The sequence below is a fragment of the Haemophilus sp. Marseille-P9675 genome, from assembly GCF_916862695.1.
In the GTDB taxonomy this organism is placed as follows: domain Bacteria; phylum Pseudomonadota; class Gammaproteobacteria; order Enterobacterales; family Pasteurellaceae; genus Haemophilus; species Haemophilus haemolyticus_K.
In genome coordinates this window covers 405030-423265 of sequence record NZ_CAKASP010000002.1, presented here as the reverse complement: position 1 = coordinate 423265, position 18236 = coordinate 405030, and the positions used below count along the sequence as shown (strand labels likewise).

The 18236-nt window shown below is 37.5% G+C and carries 13 protein-coding genes; 8 read left to right on the top strand and 5 right to left on the bottom strand.

The features are described 5' to 3' along the window. The first annotated feature begins 58 nt into the window (after positions 1-58). On the top strand, positions 59-1654 hold the full coding sequence (locus tag LIX50_RS05645; protein WP_048952724.1) for a ShlB/FhaC/HecB family hemolysin secretion/activation protein: 1596 nt from the start codon (positions 59-61) through the stop codon (positions 1652-1654). A gap of 173 nt (positions 1655-1827) precedes the next feature. Further along, the gene (locus LIX50_RS05640) at positions 1828-6201 is read left to right on the top strand and encodes a hemagglutinin repeat-containing protein (protein ID WP_048952725.1); all 4374 of its coding nucleotides are present in this window, start codon (positions 1828-1830) and stop codon (positions 6199-6201) included. 91 nt (positions 6202-6292) lie between these two features. Here LIX50_RS05640 and ligA read toward each other — a convergent pair whose 3' ends face one another. Beyond that, positions 6293-8311: an NAD-dependent DNA ligase LigA gene (gene ligA, locus LIX50_RS05635; protein ID WP_048952726.1), complete on the bottom strand. Its 2019-nt coding sequence runs from the start codon at positions 8309-8311 to the stop codon at positions 6293-6295. A 110-nt stretch (positions 8312-8421) separates the two neighbouring features. Next, positions 8422-9408 (bottom strand): cell division protein ZipA, encoded by a 987-nt coding sequence (zipA, locus tag LIX50_RS05630; protein WP_048952727.1) that lies wholly within the window; start codon positions 9406-9408, stop codon positions 8422-8424. 152 nt (positions 9409-9560) lie between these two features. Between zipA and cysZ the strand changes: the two genes are divergently transcribed. The 6 genes from cysZ to pnuC all read left to right on the top strand — a co-directional run bounded on the left by cysZ (position 9561) and on the right by pnuC (position 14663). Beyond that, positions 9561-10379 carry a sulfate transporter CysZ gene (cysZ, locus tag LIX50_RS05625; RefSeq protein ID WP_048952728.1) on the top strand — a complete coding sequence of 273 codons (819 nt, stop codon included), beginning with the start codon at positions 9561-9563 and terminating at the stop codon, positions 10377-10379. Positions 10380-10478: 99 nt separating this feature from the next. Further along, positions 10479-11429: a cysteine synthase A gene (gene cysK, locus LIX50_RS05620; RefSeq protein WP_048952729.1), complete on the top strand. Its 951-nt coding sequence runs from the start codon at positions 10479-10481 to the stop codon at positions 11427-11429. Between the two features lie 154 nt (positions 11430-11583). Continuing rightward, positions 11584-12357: an amino acid ABC transporter substrate-binding protein gene (locus tag LIX50_RS05615; protein WP_048952730.1), complete on the top strand. Its 774-nt coding sequence runs from the start codon at positions 11584-11586 to the stop codon at positions 12355-12357. Then, a complete protein-coding gene (locus LIX50_RS05610; protein WP_048952731.1) occupies positions 12341-13057 on the top strand; it encodes an amino acid ABC transporter permease in 717 nt (238 codons plus the stop codon). Before LIX50_RS05615 ends, LIX50_RS05610 begins: the two co-directional genes overlap by 17 nt. A 9-nt stretch (positions 13058-13066) precedes the next feature. Next, positions 13067-13834, top strand: coding sequence for an amino acid ABC transporter ATP-binding protein (locus LIX50_RS05605; protein WP_048952732.1), 768 nt, complete (start codon positions 13067-13069; stop codon positions 13832-13834). Between the two features lie 151 nt (positions 13835-13985). Then, the gene (pnuC, locus tag LIX50_RS05600; RefSeq protein ID WP_048952733.1) at positions 13986-14663 is read left to right on the top strand and encodes a nicotinamide riboside transporter PnuC; all 678 of its coding nucleotides are present in this window, start codon (positions 13986-13988) and stop codon (positions 14661-14663) included. Positions 14664-14732: 69 nt separating this feature from the next. Here pnuC and gorA read toward each other — a convergent pair whose 3' ends face one another. The 3 genes from gorA to ispB form a co-directional block, all read right to left on the bottom strand. After that, complete coding sequence (gene gorA, locus LIX50_RS05595; protein WP_048952734.1) at positions 14733-16103, bottom strand: glutathione-disulfide reductase; 1371 nt, start codon at positions 16101-16103, stop codon at positions 14733-14735. A gap of 156 nt (positions 16104-16259) precedes the next feature. Continuing rightward, positions 16260-16997 carry an epoxyqueuosine reductase QueH gene (locus tag LIX50_RS05590; RefSeq protein ID WP_048952735.1) on the bottom strand — a complete coding sequence of 246 codons (738 nt, stop codon included), beginning with the start codon at positions 16995-16997 and terminating at the stop codon, positions 16260-16262. Between the two features lie 50 nt (positions 16998-17047). After that, a complete protein-coding gene (gene ispB / locus LIX50_RS05585; RefSeq protein WP_048952736.1) occupies positions 17048-18037 on the bottom strand; it encodes an octaprenyl diphosphate synthase in 990 nt (329 codons plus the stop codon). Positions 18038-18236 lie beyond the last annotated feature (199 nt).

The following is an 18236-nucleotide window of genomic DNA, read 5'->3' as shown; positions in this document are numbered from 1 at the left end:
TAAGAGGTAGATTCCGATATACTGAATATAAACTGTAATTGTTATGAAGCTTTCTCATATGAAATACCTTTCTTTCTCATTTCTTTTACTTGCTACTTCACCTGTGGTTTTAGCAGACAATTTGACTCAATCATTTCAACAAACTAAACAGCAATTCAATGAATTTCAATCTTTGAATCAAAATCGTTGGATTCAACAACATTCTTTTCAATCTGCTACTCAACAATCAAAAAATGATTCTCTTTCAAAAGCTTGTTTAAATTATCAAGGCATTCAATTTAAGGGCGTGACACTTGTTAAGGCAGACCACTTATTACCAAAGAAAGAAGAGTGCATAAATGAGGAAAGACTTAATCAACTTAGTCAGCAGCTTACACAGGAATATATTGATAAGGGATATATTCATAATCCATTCCAATTTGAAGATGATCACTCAGGTTTCTTAACTTTGCATGTTTTTGAAGGAAAAACTGCAGCATTAGAAAGTGATGATAAGCAACTTAATTTAAATCAATTGTTACCAAATGTTTTGGGTAAACCACTTAAAGTGCAAGATCTTGATCAAGCACTTGACCAAGCGAATCGTATACCTGGAAACAATGTGACCGTTGATGTTTTACCCGCTAAAAATGGTGAAATAAAATTAGCTTTTAATAATCAGGTAACTTCTCGTATTTCAGGCTCTATGGGTATAGATGATCGAGCATCAAAAAATTATGGACGTTGGCAAGCACGTGCTGCTGTGAACATTGGAAATCCGTTTGGTTTATCCGATACGTTATATTTAAGTGGAGCACATACTTTAAAATCCCATTATCAATTTAACCGCTCTTTGTTACTTCATTATTCTTTACCATACGGATATTGGACATTTAGTAGTTTTGCATCCTCCTCACAATTTAAATCACCTTTAATACTGGAAAACTTTTCTTTACAGCAAAATGGTCGTACTGTTCAAGCTGGAATTTCAGCTGAATATGTTTTCCATCGAGGAGCAAACCATATATCCACATTTTCTACCCAATTTGAAAAACTCAATAGTAAGAACCGTCTTGAAGACGTAGTGTTGGCATTACAAAGTCCAAAACTTTCTAGTATTTCTGTCGGTATCAATCATCTTCAATTATTTGAAAATGGAAACTTAGTTGTCGATATTCGTTATGAACAAGGAAAAAATAAAGCAGAGGAGCAACCTGAATCTCAATTTAAACGTTGGAACTTGGATCTGAAATTTAATCGTTATCAAGCATTAGGTAGCGAAACTTTCCGTCACTCTCATCAGCTCACTGGGCAGTATGGTTCGCATTATTTACCATCGGTAAAACAAGAGGATTTAACAGGGTATAATCGTGTTCGTGGTCTAAATGATGTAAATCTATCAGCTGAAAAAAATCTTGTATCACATAACGATATTGCTTGGATCAAGCAAACGAAAATAGGAACATTTTCGCCTTATTTGGGGTTCGATTTAGGCGTACAGAAATCTGTTGATGAAGATCAACGTGAAAAAGCACTTGCTTATGCGATAGGATTAAATTGGTCTCGTAAAGCATTTCAAGCAAATCTTGAATGGGCAACTGGACGATTATTTGGTAAATCAGATGGCGTAAAGCAAGAACGTTTTATTTCAACGAATTTTGTCTATTTGTTCTGATGTAATCAATAAAAAATCTTAATCCTGTGATACAGATCACGTTTTCTAGATTTTAAATACTGGTCGAACTTCTCTGATTTTGTTTTAATACAAACACTTCTCATAACTAGCAAGAGGCACTGTAGCCATACATGAGTGTCTCTTGAATTCTTTTTCATTTTAGAGGTAATAATATGTCTAAATCTTACTCATTAAGTAAAATTTCTCTCGCCATTACATTAAGTATTGCAGGGCAGTCAGCTTTCGCTGATATTAATGTTGCAGACAGTAACACTCAAGTTAGTAAAAAACAAAATATTGAAATCATCAATATTGCCAATCCAAGTAATTCAGGGCTTTCTCATAACCGATATAATAAATTTAACGTAGAGCAAGCGGGCGCTGTTTTAAACAATGCGCGTCAAAATGGAAAATCCCAACTTGCTGGAGATCTTAATGCTAACCCAAATCTCAAAACTCAATCTGCAAAAGTTATCCTTAATGAAGTGATTAGTCGTAATCCTTCTAAAATTGCCGGTAAACAAGAAGTTTTTGGGGATAAGGCTGATTATGTACTAGCTAACCCAAATGGTATTAGCGTTGAAGGTGGTGGTTTTATAAATACACCTAGAGCTTCTTTAGTCGTTGGTAAACCTCAAGTATCGACTGGAAATTTAAATGGTTATGATGTTACTGGTGATAAGGGATTGAATACCAATGGCAAAATTACAACAAGTGGTGATATTGATTTAATTGCACCGCAAGTAAATGTTGCAGGTCAAATCACAACAAGTGAAGGGGTAAATGTGATTGCGGGTAAAAATAAAATTACTCGAGAAGATAACGGTACACTAAAAATCACTACAACAGAAAAAACAGGGCAAGTATTAGATGGGCGAGTGGTTGGTAGTATTCAAGCTGGCAGAATTCGTATTCATTCCGCTGATGATCGAGCCACAATTACAGCTCAAGCAACAGAGCTAAGCGCAAAAGAAATTAGTATTACCGCCGGTAAAGCCAATATAAATGGAAAAGTAAGTCGTGGAGATGGTTATAGTTCAGGTAAATCTGGCAAAGTAGGAACCGTTAATGTTCGTGAAGAACGCAGTGGTACCTCTGAAAATTATCAAGCGACACATATTAAAGCAGATAAACTCAATATTAATGTTATTAATCAATTGAATATTAATGGTGCTGATATTCAAGCTAAAACTAGCCAAATCAATGGTGGTGGCGTTCATTTAGGTTCAGAAAAAACAGTTGTTGCGAATAAATCCAGCAAGTTTCAAAGTAAAGGTGGTTGGTATCGTAATGAATTGGATAGCAACAGAATAGAAACTACTCACCGTACGACTATCTCAAGCGACAATATCAATATAGTTGCTACAAAAGGTAAAGTGACAACTGAAGGCGCAAAACTTTCAGCAAAAACAACCGCACTTTATGGGGAGCAAGGTATAACTTTACGTGGAGCAAGTGCTACTCAGTCTCAAGCAGCTTATGCTGATTTTAAAAATGAAACGGCTCGTTTAAAAACGGGCACGAGCAATCAAGATAGTCATATTCAACGTTATACAGCAACTGAAATTTCAACACAAGATGACCTTGTTTTAGGTGGCAAAGGCGATGTTAATCTTATCGGCGTGGTTGCGAAGGTTGATGGAGCATTATTAGCTAAAAATGAAGGAAATTTAGCTTTTAATGCAGAAAAAACAACGGAACATTACAGCTTAAATGACCATATGCGTTTCTGGGGAGGCTTGGCAGGTTCTAAAACTGTGGGGACAGGGAGAAACGCTGAGATTATTCATGGCTCAGATCTCACAGTAAGAGGTGATGCTGTATTAGATGCGAAAAGAGGCGTCCATATTACTGGTAGCCGAGTGGTGACTGGTGGTAATGGTATTGTAAAAGGAAATGCAGGTTCCTTAACTATTGATAGTGCTCACGCAAATAAAACTTCGAGTGATTATGCTCGTCAGGGGACGATTTTTGATATAACTAAAGCTCGTAAAAGCAGCTATGAACATACTTCCACTGCACATGGTTCAACACTTAAATCAGAGTCAAACCTACAGCTTTCCACTAATAAAAATGTCAGTATTATAGGCTCAAATGTTCAATCTGTTGGTTTATTAGATATTGCTGCGAAAAGTGGTATCGAGATTAAAGGTGCGACTAATCATATTGAAAAATTTTCAAATGAAGCAGGCTTCAGTCTTTTTGGTGGATTTGATAGTTTAAAAACTACATTCCAGCATGGACATTTAACAGCGAACTTAAATATAGATAACAGTAAAGGTAAACCAAGTGTTGATTCTGATGCTGAAATCAGTATTGATAAAAAGCCTGATGCTGTAAAAGCAGAAGGCAAATTCCATGTAGGTTTGCATGCGTATAACAATAGTCAAAATAGCCAAGCTACGACGCATACTGCCTCAACATTAAAAGGTGGGGACGTCTCTTTAACTGGAAAAAAAGTGGTGATTTCTGGTAGTGAAGTTGCCGCAGCAAAAGGTAATTTAGCTATTCAAGCTGATCACATCACTACGAAAGCAGATTCCAACGAATCCATCCAAAATAGTGTAAAAAACGAGGTGAATATCGGTTTAAGTGGTACTGTAACAGAAAGTAAAGTTAGTGCTACTTTAGGTTCAAGCGTGAATCATTCACTTAATTCATCTGTAGATAATAAAGCGCAAGTGAGTAAGCTTTCCGCTGTAAATAATGTTCAACTTAATGCAAATCGTATTGAGCACCAAGGTACACAAATACAGGCTAATGGAAATATTCAAGAAAATGCCAAACAGATTGTTCATTCTACCGCACAGGATAGCCATAATGGTTTCGGCAATAATGTGAATGTAGGAGTAACAGTTTCAGCCAGCATTGATAATAAAAAAGCATTTAGCGTTCAAGCAGATCTTTCTGCAAAAGGTGGGCGTGAAACATCCTCAAGTGTTACTCATCATGCTTCAGCATTGCAAGCGGGTAAAAATGTGGATGTAACGGCAAATCATATTCAAGATAATGCAACGAAATATAATGTTGGTGAAACGGCTCAATTTAACTCACAAAATCATCAACTTGTTGCTGTCGCTAATCAAGCTTCAACAGACAAAATGAATGCTGGAGCAAGTGTTGGTGTTTCGGCTAATACGACTGATTTTCAACGTTTTAATGTATCCGCTAATGTTGGCGCAAATTACAATCAATCAAGTAATCATGAAAGCAATTCAGTACAAGGTTCTGTTAATGCTAAAAATATAAACATCAACACAGGTAAATTAAATAGCCAAGCAAATATTCATGGAAAAGAAAACGTGAATATTAATGCTCAAACTGCACAATTTAATCAAGCAACAAACAGTAAGAACCAATCTGGTGGTGGTTTTGATGCTAAGTTAGGCGTCGGAGCTATGGTTGTACCGTCGGCGGGGGCAGCAGTACCATCTATTGATGTAAGTGTGTCTGCAAATGGTAACCAAGGTAATCAAAGCCAAGCAGTAACAGGCTCTATTTCTGGTAAAAACGTGAATGTCCAAACCCAAGGCGTGCTAAGTTTGCAAGGAACGAATGTACAGGCTACAGAAAATGCCAATTTATCTGGTAAGCGAGTAAATATCACCGCAGGCAATAATCATAATCAAAATACGGCAGCAACTGTTGGGTTAGGTGTAAATATTGGTGCTGATGTATCTAATGTTGGCTTTAATGCGAATGTTGGTGTGAATGTTGGTAATAGCCAAACCCATACTGGCGTTTCAGTAAATGGCAAGAATGTGAATATTACCGCACAGAATGGGGTGAATTTACAAGGTGTAAATTCTCAATCTCAAAACCTTAACTTAAATGCAGGTAAAGGTAATTTATCACTTACAGCAGCAAAAGATAATGTGAACAAAACCGATGTATCCGTAGGATTAAAATTAGGTGGAGGTGTTAGTGAGCAAAAATGGATGCCATCATCTGGTAGTGGAAATTTATCAGTAAATGTTATTCGTAATGAAACTCATACGGAAACCGCTATGAATACCAATACAGCGACAATTAATGCTGGTGGTAACGCTAAATTTGTGGGTGGTTCAGTTAATGCAAATCATGTAAACGGTACAATTTCTGGGGATTCTCATACTGAACAACTAGCAAATAAGGTGAATGAAGTGAGTGTCAATCTTTCTGCTAATGGCAGTGGAAAACTCACTGTTCCAACAGCAGATAAATGGGCTGAAACAGCTAAAAAAGATTGGGATAATGGGACTATTGCTGGTGTGAAAGCAGAAGCAAAAGTTGAAGTTAATGCGAAAAAACAACAAACTGCAACTAATGCTGGGGTGAATGCTAAGCATAATCAGGTTGTAGTAAAAGGTGTCAAAACCCGCACTGAAATGAAAAATGCTCATAGCCGTCAACTTCATTTTAAAGTAGATGCTACAACACAAATTAAACAACGTGTCGAAAGCAAACTTCCAGAGAGTGTGAAACCAATAGTCAAACCTATACGAGGTCTCCACTTACAATTGGTAAAAAATAATAAGCCAAGTGTTAAAGTGCGGGTAAAACACTAGAAATTTTCATCTAAGGTATCTCCTTTATATAATAAAAGCACCTAAACAATAGTTTAGGTGCTTTTAAGTTATTTATACGATTTTAATTTTACTAATTTAAAACATTAACCTGCTCTAAAAATTCGTCTTCTGTTAATACTCTAATATTTAGTTCTTGTGCTTTTGCGAGCTTAGAGCCAGCTGCGTCACCTGCGATGACAAAGTCCGTTTTACTGGAAACAGAACCGCTTACTTTGGCGCCTAGCTGTTGTAGTAATGATTTTGCTTCGTTGCGACCCATTTGAGTGAGGGTGCCAGTGAGGACGACGGTTTTATCTTTGAAGAAGTTTTCACTGGCTTCTTTTACTTCCACGGTTTCCCAATGTACGCCTTGTGCGATTAAATCCTCAACAACGGAAACATTGTGCTCTTCACGCCAGAATACAAAAATCCTGTTTGCTACAACTTCACCTACATCAGGTACTTGTTGAAGTTGCTCAAGATCAGCGGCTTTAAGCGCATCTAAAGTTTTGAAGTGATTAGCAAGATTCAATGCAGTGGCTTCACCTACTTCACGTATGCCTAAAGCAAAAATAAAGCGAGCAAGGGTCGTGCTTTTGGCTTTTTCAAGACTATTGAGAGCGTTTTCTGCAGATTTTGCGCCCATTCTTTCTAAGCGTGTGAGCGTAGTTAAATCAAGTTTAAATAAGTCCGCAGGTGTATGAATCAGTTCTCTATCGACTAATTGTTCTATTAATTTTCCGCCTATACCATCAATATCCATTGCTTTACGAGAGACGAAATGTTTTAAAGCCTCTTTGCGTTGTGCCGCACAGAATAATCCCCCCGTACAGCGAGCCACCGCTTCGCCTTCAATACGAATAATTTGAGAGTCGCACACAGGACAGTTTGTTGGGAAAATGATTGGTTTAGCATTATCAGGGCGGCGTTCATGTAATACACCGATGATTTGTGGAATTACATCGCCTGCTCGACGAATGACAACAGTATCGCCAATAGCAATATTTAAGCGTTCAATTTCATCACCATTGTGTAAGGTGGCATTGCTTACTGTAACGCCTGCAACAAAGACCGGTTCCAATTTAGCAACTGGTGTGATTGCACCCGTTCGGCCAACTTGGAATTCAACATCATTCAGCACAGTTAATTCTTCTTGGGCTGGGAATTTATAAGCAATTGCCCAACGAGGTGCTTTAGAAATAAATCCTAGCTCATTTTGTAAGGCTATATCATTGATTTTTAAGACTGTCCCATCAATGTCATAACCTAGCGAGCTTCGTTTATTTTGAATATCTCGGTAAAAATCTAAAACTTCATTTGTGCCATTACATAAACGAATTTCTGGATTCACTGGAATACCGATGGATTTTAGCCATTGCAAACGAGCATAATGAGTATTTGGCAGTTCAACGCCTTCAGCAATCCCAATACCATAAGCATTTAATACCAATGGGCGTTTACTTGTAATATTAGGATCAAGTTGACGCAAAGATCCTGCTGCCGCATTACGAGGGTTAGCAAAAGTTTTTTCACCATGTTCTAGTGCATATTCATTTAAACGCTCAAATCCCGCGTGTGGCATAAAAACTTCGCCTCGCACTTCTAAACGTGCTGGAGGATTGTCCGTTAGAAGTTGTAATGGAATATTACGAATAGTACGGATATTGGCTGTAATATCTTCGCCTGTAGTGCCATCACCACGAGTGGCTGCTTGGGTGAGCACGCCATTTACATACAAAATACTCACTGCCAAACCATCAAGTTTAGGTTCGCAACAGAAGGTAAGCGGTTTAGGTAATACGATTAAACGATCTTCAATGCGTTTTACAAAGGCATTGAATTCTTCATCGGAAAAAGCATTATCCAAAGAGAGCATGGGAATTTCATGACGAATTTGGCTAAACCCAGAAAGTGGTTTTGCGCCAACACGTTGAGTTGGGGAGTCTGAAGTAAGAAATTCAGGATGTTCTAGTTCTAACGCTTTTAGCTGATGAAAGAGACGATCATATTCGCTATCAGGCACGGTTGGATTATCTAGAACGTGATATTCGTATTCATATTGGCGCAAGGTTTTGCGTAGATTGTCTATTTGAGTTTGAATATTTGTCATAAAATTCTCGGGGAAAAATGACCGCACTTTTTGTTTGTTTAGAGTGAAAATAGACAGGCATAAAGCCTGTCTCAATAAAGATAAAAGTGCGGTAAATTTAAGGTATGAATTTACACGCGAGCAAGATATGTTTGCTCTGCATTTTCATCAAAGATTTCTTGTTCTTCAGTAAGCACGATGGCTTGTAAATCTTCGGCTAATGTATGCGCAGCGCGGATCATCATTCGTAAATTAGCGAGATTATTACCAGGTGATGGCAGTTGTATAAAGAATACAATTCCCATCGTGCTAAAATCTACTAAGTTGTAAGCATCAAATGTTCCTGGCTGTTCTAAATTTGCCACACTAAAGAGAACTGGACTTGCCACACTTAAATCTAAGTGGCGGTGATACATTTCATCCACACCCAAGATAAACCCTAGGTTTTCAAGTGCTTGTACTAATTTCGCACCATTGAATTGGTCGCTAGATTTGGGAATAAGATAAAGTTGAATATAGCCAGTTTTTTGTTTCGGTTTAGCTGTTGTTTCTGCTTTTGGTTCATTAAAAGATACGTTGTAGTCCACTTGACGTTCTTCGTGAGCTAATTCCGCAAGTTGCGCTCTTAATTCTGGTGATGATGAATTAATTCCATCGAAACCAGCATTTTGGCTTTGTTCTTCAATTTGTTCTAATGTCATATTCGCAACGCTATTTGATGTCGGCATATCATATTGTGGTTGAGTCGGCTTTAACGGCTCAGAACGATGATTTCCCATATCATAAACAGGTTGAACATTTGGAATCGAAATCTTAATGTCATCGACGCTTTTTTCGCTTTGTCTATAATCAACAGGTTCTTGAGTTACTGCAGCATTAGGTATGACTTGATGACGAATTGGTGCATTTGCTTGCGCTGTAGTTGCATGAGACAAATTAGCATTTGTTGGTATCGTTTCTTCTTGCGTATGGGATCTTTGCACATGAGAAGTGCGGTCAAATTTATTGGCTTTATCAAAATATTTTGATTTCTCACGACGATTTGACCATAATCCGTGCACGATTAAGGCAACAAGTGCCAAAATGCCCACAATAATCAAAATTGTATTTAAATCCATCTTTATTCCTTACGCGTGCTAGTCCAGCGAGAATACTATTAATGGCGCTAATCCTACCATATTTCAGTAGGTGAAAAAATACTTCAATGCGTGGAATTTTAAGGGAAAAGAGCGGTCTGTTTTAGGCGTATTTTTATTGAAAGGAAAGAAAAATGTTGAATCCTAATGAATTAAAATCTGGCTTCCATTATTTTGTAATGGGCTGGCATTACATCACACAAAAAGGCTTGCGTCGGTTTGTTATTATTCCAATTTTGCTCAATACCGTTTTGCTCTGTGGTTTGTTTTGGCTTTTTATTAGCCAAATCACGAGTGCTATTGATTGGGTGATGAATTTTATTCCAGACTGGCTGAGTTTTCTCAGTGTAATTTTGTTAACCCTGTCCATTTTAACAATTTTATTGCTCTTTTATTTTACCTTCACCACACTTTCCGGCTTTATCGCAGCCCCATTTAATGGCTTGTTAGCGGAAAAAGTAGAAAAAATGCTGACAGGTGAAAATATTAATGATGATAGTCTTGTGGATGTAATGAGAGATGTGCCTCGTATGCTTGCTCGAGAATGGCAAAAATTACGTTATAGCCTACCAAAAATTATCGCCTTGTTTTTACTGAGTTTTATTCCTTTGGTTGGGCAAACCATCGTGCCTGTACTTACTTTCTTGTTCACTTGTTGGATGATGGCAATTCAATATTGTGATTATCCTTTTGATAATCACAAAGTTTCTTTTGATATCATGAAAAATGCGCTTGGCAATCAACGAACTCAAAGTTTAACTTTTGGTGGATTAGTAACTTGTTGCACGTTTGTGCCTGTAATTAATTTATTAATTATGCCTGTTGCAGTATGTGGTGCGACCGTAATGTGGGTGGAAAATTATCGTAATGGCTTACGCTTTAATATGAATAGACCTTCCTCCGCTCAAACAGGGCTTGATGTTCATTCAGAAAATACAGGGATTGTTAAATAGCTTGCGGTTATAAAATAGATCAAATAACTATTTTTTTAATCAAAAGTGCGGTGCTATAAATAAACCAACATTAACGAAGTCCAACGAAAGGGAAATATTATGACAATTTATGCAGACAATTCTTATTCTATCGGAAATACGCCACTTGTGCGTTTAAAACACTTTGGTCACAATGGCAATGTGGTGGTGAAAATTGAGGGGCGTAACCCAAGCTACAGCGTAAAATGCCGCATTGGAGCGAATATGGTGTGGCAAGCAGAAAAAGATGGCACGCTCACAAAAGGGAAAGAAATTGTAGATGCAACGAGCGGTAACACAGGTATCGCTTTGGCCTATGTTGCAGCCGCTAGAGGTTATAAAATCACGCTCACCATGCCGGAAACAATGAGCCTAGAAAGAAAACGTTTATTGCGTGGATTGGGTGTGAATTTAGTGCTTACCGAAGGCGCAAAAGGAATGAAAGGCGCGATTGCGAAAGCAGAAGAAATTGTTGCTTCTGATCCAAGCCGCTATGTCATGCTTAAACAATTTGAAAATCCAGCCAACCCACAAATTCATCGAGAAACAACAGGCCCTGAAATTTGGAAAGATACGGATGGTAAAGTCGATGTTATTGTTGCTGGAGTAGGAACAGGCGGAACGATTACGGGTATTTCTCGCGCGATTAAATTAGATTTTGGTAAACAAATCACTTCTGTTGCGGTTGAGCCAGTGGAATCTCCCGTCATTACTCAAACTTTAGCGGGCGAAGAAGCAAAACCAGGTCCACATAAAATTCAAGGAATCGGTGCTGGTTTTATTCCAAAAAATTTAGATTTATCTCTTATTGATCGTGTAGAAACTGTTGATAGTGATACCGCACTTGCCACAGCTCGTCGCTTAATGTCAGAAGAAGGCATTCTTGCAGGTATTTCATCTGGAGCTGCTGTCGCTGCTGCAGATCGCATTGCTAAATTACCAGAATTTAAAGATAAATTAGTTGTGGCTATTTTACCTTCTGCATCAGAACGTTATTTAAGTACCGCATTATTTGAGGGCATTGAGGGATAGGTTATATTACAGGTAAAGTGCGGTAAAATTTTGCTGCACTTTTAATGTTCTTCTTATAACTAAAAAGTCTAACTCATTACATAATCGTCTTGTTTTTCCATTAGTTAGACTTTTATAATCAAGCTAATTCAAACACTATATAAGGAATACAATTATGAAAAAACTATTTTTTACAACCGCACTTTTGGCTGCGGGTTTAACATTTTCCACACTTTCAAACGCAGGTGAAATTTCAGAACGCGTTGAGAAAACAAAGACATTGCTCGTAGGGACAGAAGGGACTTATGCGCCATTTACTTTCCATGATAAAAGTGGAAAATTAACAGGCTTTGATGTAGAGGTTATTCGTAAAGTGGCTGAAAAGCTCGGTTTGAAAGTAGAATTTAAAGAAACACAATGGGATGCAATGTATGCGGGGTTAAATGCAAAACGTTTTGATGTGATTGCAAACCAAACTAACCCAAGCCCAGAGCGTTTAAAAAAATACAGTTTCACAACGCCTTATAATTATTCTGGTGGGGTGATTGTAACAAAATCATCGGATAACAGTATTAAATCATTTGAAGATTTGAAAGGTCGTAAGTCTGCGCAATCTGCAACAAGTAACTGGGGTAAAGATGCAAAAGCTGCAGGCGCGCAGATTCTTGTAGTGGATGGTTTAGCACAGAGCTTAGAGCTTATTAAACAAGGCCGTGCAGAAGCAACAATTAATGATAAATTGGCTGTATTAGATTATTTTAAACAACACCCAAATGCTGGTTTAAAAATTGCTTATGATCGTGGGGATAAAATTCCGACTGCCTTTGCTTTTTTACAAGGTGAAGATGCATTGATTACAAAATTTAATCAAGCACTTGAAGCACTTCGCGAAGATGGTACGTTAAAACAGATTTCAATTGAATGGTTTGGTGATGATATTACTCAATAATTGGTTGGCGAGTCTTCCATTTATGAGTGCAGAACGAGCTGATTATGTAATCAGCTCGTTTTGGCCTATGTTGGAAGCAGCAATTTTATACACATTGCCATTGGCAGTCATTTCCTTCTTCTGCGGTTTGCTTATTGCAGTGATTGTTGCAGTTATTCGTACTTTGCCTAGTCCTAATTTACTCGTAAAATTGTTACAGGTTTTATGTCGAGTGTATATCTCTATAATCCGAGGTACACCGATGTTAGTACAAATTTTTATTATTTTTTATGGATTACCTGAAGTCGGTATTACTTTAGAGCCCTTCCCAACAGCGATTATTGCATTTTCTATTAATATTGGTGCTTATGCAGCAGAGACAGTTCGAGCTTCAATTATTGCTATACCTAAAGGGCAGTGGGAAGCCTCTTATGCGATAGGTATGAATTATCGACAAGCATTTATTCGTACAATTATGCCACAGGCTTTACGTATTTCAGTACCTTCGCTTTCTAATACTTTTATTAGTACAGTTAAAGACACTTCACTAGCTTCTCTTGTTTTAGTGACAGAATTATTCCGTGTCGCACAGAATATTACGGCAGCAAACTATGAATTTATTTTAATTTATAGTGAGGCAGCTTTGATTTATTGGATTTTCTGTTTTGTTTTATCTTTCTTACAAGATCGTCTTGAAATTCGCTTATCTCGCCATTTATAAGGAATGTTTATGTTAAAAGTAACCAATATTCAAAAAAACTTTAATGGCAATCATGTATTAAAAGGCATTGATTTTGAGATAAATAAAGGTGAAGTTGTCGCTATTTTAGGTCCCTCAGGCTCAGGAAAAACGACATTTTTGCGTTGCCTAAATTTGTTAGAGCGCCCAGAGCAAGGTAAGTTAGTTTTTACTGATGGTGATTTGAAAATTGATTTTAGTCGAAAAATTACGAAATCGGATGAATTAAGTTTACGCCGTCGTTCATCAATGGTATTTCAACAATATAATTTATTTCCTCATCGTACAGCACTTGAGAATGTAATGGAAGGGATGCTGGTGGTTCAAAAACAACCGAAAGAGCAGGCTCGAAAAAAAGCATTAATGTTGTTAGAGAAGGTTGGGTTAAGAGCTAAAGCAGATTTATTTCCATCACAACTTTCTGGTGGGCAGCAACAACGAGTTGGTATTGCTCGTGCCTTGGCGGTACAACCAGATTTAATTTTATTAGATGAACCTACATCTGCGTTGGATCCTGAATTAGTAGGCGAGGTATTGCAAACCCTTAAAATGCTTGCACAGGAAGGATGGACTATGATTATTGTTACTCATGAAATGCAGTTTGCGAAAGATGTTGCAGATCGTGTGATTTTGATGGCGGATGGGCATATTGTAGAACAAAATACATCAGATAAATTCTTTACTTGCCCAAAACAAGAACGCACTCGACAATTCTTAATGCAAGCTAAAATGCCTTTAGACTTAGATTACTGTATTTAACTTTCTTATTACTTTGAAAAGAGAGTGACTACTCGTTTTTATTGGATAAAATTTGGTGTACAAATAACGTTTAGAATAATCTGATAGAATGTTTTACATAAAAAAAATAATTGTGTAAAAATACCGACCTGAAAACCTAAAAGGAGTAAAAATGACTTTAATTGAACGTCTTAAGCAAGAGTTTATTACTGACTGGAAGCCTTTTGAAGTAATATGGCTTGCGCTTTTCATCATTGCGCAGATTTGGGCTTATGTACAAGCGCCAGATTCTTGGTTAGCAATGATTTCTGGTATTTCCGGTATTTTGTGTGTGGTATTAGTAAGTAAAGGTAAAATTAGTAATTATTTCTTTGGATTAATTTTTGCTTACACTTATTTTTATGTTGCTTGGGGATCAAATTTCTTAGGCGAAATGAATACCGTACTCTATGTATATTTGCCATCTCAATTTATTGGTTACTTCATGTGGAAAGCTAATATGCAAAATAGTGATGGTGGAGAAAGTGTGATTGCCAAAGCTTTAACTGTTAAAGGATGGATGACATTAATTGTTGTGACTACGGTTGGGACTTTGCTTTTTGTTCAAGCATTACAAGCGGCTGGCGGTAGTTCAACAGGTTTAGATGGTCTAACTACCATTATTACGGTTGCTGCACAGATTTTAATGATTTTGCGTTATCGTGAACAGTGGTTGTTATGGATTGCTTTAAATATCCTTTCTATTTTCTTATGGGCAGAAACACCAGCCATGTACTTAATGTACTCAGCCTACTTACTTAACTCGTTGTACGGTTATTATAACTGGACGAAATTGGTTAAACGTAGCTAAACATACTTAAGCAAACTTAGAAACAGAAAAGAGCGGTATTTTACCGCTCTTTTTTCTTTGCTTTGAAGATTAACGCATGGTCACGAATTCTTCTGAACCCGTTGGGTGAATAGCCACTGTGTTATCAAAATCAGCTTTTGTTGCGCCCATTTTGATTGCTACGGCAAATCCTTGAATCATTTCATCTACACCGAAACCAATACCATGTAAACCCACAACTTTTTCATCTTTACCCACACAAACCAATTTCATTTTGCACGGTTGGCGATGTTGAGTGACCGCAGTGTACATTGCTGTGAAAGAGGATTTATATACTTTAACATTTTCAGCACCATATTGTTCAATAGCTTGAGGTTCAGTTAAACCTACAGTGCCGATTGGTGGATGGCTGAATACAACGGTTGGAACCAAATTGTAATCTAAATGTTCAGTCGGTTTATTATTGAATAAACGCTCAGAAAGGCGACGACCCGCTGCAACTGCAACCGGTGTTAATTCAATGCCGTTTTCGATAATATCGCCTACCGCATAAATGCCTTTCACATTGGTATTTTGATATTTATCTACTTTGACATAACCGCGTTCATTAGTTTCTACGCCAGCATTTTCTAAGCCAATTTTATCTGTCGCTGGAACACGACCTGCAGCCCAAATAACACAGTCCACAGTAACATCAGATTGACCATCACATTTTACTGTAAGAGAGCTATCTGCATTTTTAACAATTTCAGATGGCGTGGAATTGCTATGTAATTGAATTCCATCTTGCGCAAGCACTTCCACTAATGTTTCTACGATTAATGGATCTTGATTACGCATTGGCGCATGGCGACGCACTAGTAAATGCGTATCCACGCCTAGGCTGTTTAATACACCAGAAAGTTCAACGGCAATATAGCCAGCACCGATAACCGCAGCGCGTTTTGGTAATTCGGTTAATGCGAAGAAACCATCTGAATCAATGCCGTATTCTTGTCCTTTAATGTTTGGACGATATGGGCGGCCACCTGTTGCGATTAAAATATGATCTGCGGTTACTTGCTCTTTTGTACCATCAGTAAGTGTTACTTCAATAGTATGCGCATCGATAAATTTTCCGAAACCGTTAATTACATCAATGTTATTTTTCGCTAATACATTGTTATAAGATGTATGAATACGACCAATATAGGCTTGGCGACTTTCAATCAGTTTTGAAAAATCAAATTTTTTCACTTCAACATCAAAACCATAATCTGGCGCATAATTGTTAATTGCTTCTGCAATATGTGCACCATAAAACATTACTTTTTTAGGTACGCAACCTACATTCACACAAGTGCCGCCAAGATGTTTGGCTTCAATGATTGCGCATTTTTTTCCATAGCTTGCAGCACGATTTAGAGAAGCAATACCGCCACTGCCACCGCCAATAGCGATGTAATCATAATGTTTAGTCATAGTTTGATCCTTTTTTGAACTCAAAAATTTTCTGTATTTTGCCTAATTTTTATGAAGAATGCTATAAATTGATGTAATTGGTCTTTTTAAACGTCTATCAATCTTAATTTTAAAAGAAAATAAGGCTGAAAATATCAGCCTTATTAAAGAGAGAGCTTAATCTGGCGTATAATAAAGTTTACCAATTTCAATTTTTTGACGCCCGGTCTCTTCTCGCCATTTATTACTATCACGTAAAGAATACACACAACCGCAATATTCCTGTTGATAAAACCGCTCACGCTTACTAATTTCAATCATGCGTTGCGAGCCACCTTCTTTTCGCCAGTTATAATCCCAATAAATAACATCATCATATTTTTCCGCAGCGCGATGCCCACAGCCATTGATTTGATTCATATCCTTCCAGCGAGAAATACCCAGGCAACTAGTAAATACAGGGAAACCATGTTCATGAGCATATTCAGCAGCTTTTTCAAAACGCATATCAAAACACATAGTACAACGAATTCCCCTCTCAGGCTCCCATTCCATTCCTTTGGCACGATCAAACCAATTTTGACGATCGTAATCTGCATCAATAAATGGAATGCCAAATTTTTGGGCAAAACGAATATTTTCTTCTTTACGAATTAAATATTCTTTGAGTGGATGAATGTTTGGATTGTAAAAATAAATCGTAAATTCAATGCCAGATGCAAGGATTGCTTCCATCACCTCACCAGAGCAAGGCGCACAGCATGAATGTAAAAGGAGTTTATTATGTCCATCTGGCAACTCAAGTTTTTCACGAATAAAAGGTGCGTTAGGATCTTTGCGTACCTTTTGTTTACGAGTTTTACCTTGAAAATTAACCGCACTTTGCTCAGGTTTAGATTGAAGTTCTGTATTCATAAAGTTTAATTAAAATTAATTGGTATCAAGTATATAAACTAAATTAAGGACTAATAATTTCTATCAACTGACAAATACGCTAAAGAAATTAACGCCTTCTTATAATCACTGTCTGGCAACATTGCAATTGCATCTACAGCTTTTTGAGCTTCTTCTTTTGCACGATTCATCGCGTAATCTAAAGACTTATGCTCAGCCATAATCGCTAATACTTCATCAATAGCTTCACGTTTACCGCCTTGCTCAATCGCTTCACGAATTAAAGCCGCCTGTTGAGCATTACCATGACGCATAGCGTGTAGCAGAGGAAGAGTCGGTTTGCCTTCAGCTAAATCATCGCCTACATTTTTACCTAGCGCTTGCGCATTTGCACTATAATCCAATACATCATCCACAAGTTGAAATGCAGTGCCAAGATAACGCCCATAGTCTTGTAAAGCCTTTTCTTGAGCTTCTGTTCCCCCTGCGACAATTGCAGCAGCCTGACCAGCCACTTCAAACAAACGCGCAGTTTTGCTATAAATTACACGCATATAATTAGCTTCGCTCGTTTCAGGATCATTAACATTCATTAACTGCTGAACTTCACCTTCCGCTAAAACGTTAGTCGCATCGGCCATAATTCCCAAAATCTTCAATGACTCTAATTGTGCAACTAATTGAAATGCACGCGTATAAATAAAGTCACCTACCAGTACACTTGCAGCATTCCCAAATTCTGAATTCGCCGTAGCGCGCCCACGACGCATATCGGACTCATCCACCACATCATCATGTAATAAAGAGGCAGTATGAATAAATTCAACAAAAGTAGCACAAGTAATCGCCTTAGCACCATCGAAACCTAAAGATCGAGCTGTAAGAACGGCGATCAATGGACGGATCCGCTTACCACCACCTTGAACAATATAAAAACCTAACTGTCCTATTAATGGAACATCTGAATTAAGCTGAGCAAGAATATTTTGATTAACTTTTTTCATATCGGGAGCTGCAAGTTTCTGGATCTCGTCTATGCTCATAAGATCTTGTTTCTTCATTTTTTCATCAATTATTAGTCAAAAGTGCGGTGCATTTTACCCGAATTTTCAGACTTTCTGAAATCAATCCGCAAATGAAGGGAATTTTTTTATTTTATTGTAAATAAATTCTTGCCATAGGTAGGATTTTTCCGTAGAATTTGCGACCTATTTATATGAATTTTTAAGTGTGGACTGCTAAAGAGCAGGGAAACACAAT

Excerpts from the sequence above, each read along its gene's own strand:
- LIX50_RS05645 (WP_048952724.1), top strand. The coding sequence starts at position 59 with ATGAAATACCTTTCTTTCTCATTTCTTTTACTTGCTACTTCACCTGTG.
- LIX50_RS05640 (WP_048952725.1), top strand. The coding sequence starts at position 1,828 with ATGTCTAAATCTTACTCATTAAGTAAAATTTCTCTCGCCATTACATTA.
- ligA (WP_048952726.1), bottom strand. The coding sequence starts at position 8,311 with ATGACAAATATTCAAACTCAAATAGACAATCTACGCAAAACCTTGCGC.
- zipA (WP_048952727.1), bottom strand. The coding sequence starts at position 9,408 with ATGGATTTAAATACAATTTTGATTATTGTGGGCATTTTGGCACTTGTT.
- cysZ (WP_048952728.1), top strand. The coding sequence starts at position 9,561 with ATGTTGAATCCTAATGAATTAAAATCTGGCTTCCATTATTTTGTAATG.
- cysK (WP_048952729.1), top strand. The coding sequence starts at position 10,479 with ATGACAATTTATGCAGACAATTCTTATTCTATCGGAAATACGCCACTT.
- LIX50_RS05615 (WP_048952730.1), top strand. The coding sequence starts at position 11,584 with ATGAAAAAACTATTTTTTACAACCGCACTTTTGGCTGCGGGTTTAACA.
- LIX50_RS05610 (WP_048952731.1), top strand. The coding sequence starts at position 12,341 with ATGATATTACTCAATAATTGGTTGGCGAGTCTTCCATTTATGAGTGCA.
- LIX50_RS05605 (WP_048952732.1), top strand. The coding sequence starts at position 13,067 with ATGTTAAAAGTAACCAATATTCAAAAAAACTTTAATGGCAATCATGTA.
- pnuC (WP_048952733.1), top strand. The coding sequence starts at position 13,986 with ATGACTTTAATTGAACGTCTTAAGCAAGAGTTTATTACTGACTGGAAG.
- gorA (WP_048952734.1), bottom strand. The coding sequence starts at position 16,103 with ATGACTAAACATTATGATTACATCGCTATTGGCGGTGGCAGTGGCGGT.
- LIX50_RS05590 (WP_048952735.1), bottom strand. The coding sequence starts at position 16,997 with ATGAATACAGAACTTCAATCTAAACCTGAGCAAAGTGCGGTTAATTTT.
- ispB (WP_048952736.1), bottom strand. The coding sequence starts at position 18,037 with ATGAAGAAACAAGATCTTATGAGCATAGACGAGATCCAGAAACTTGCA.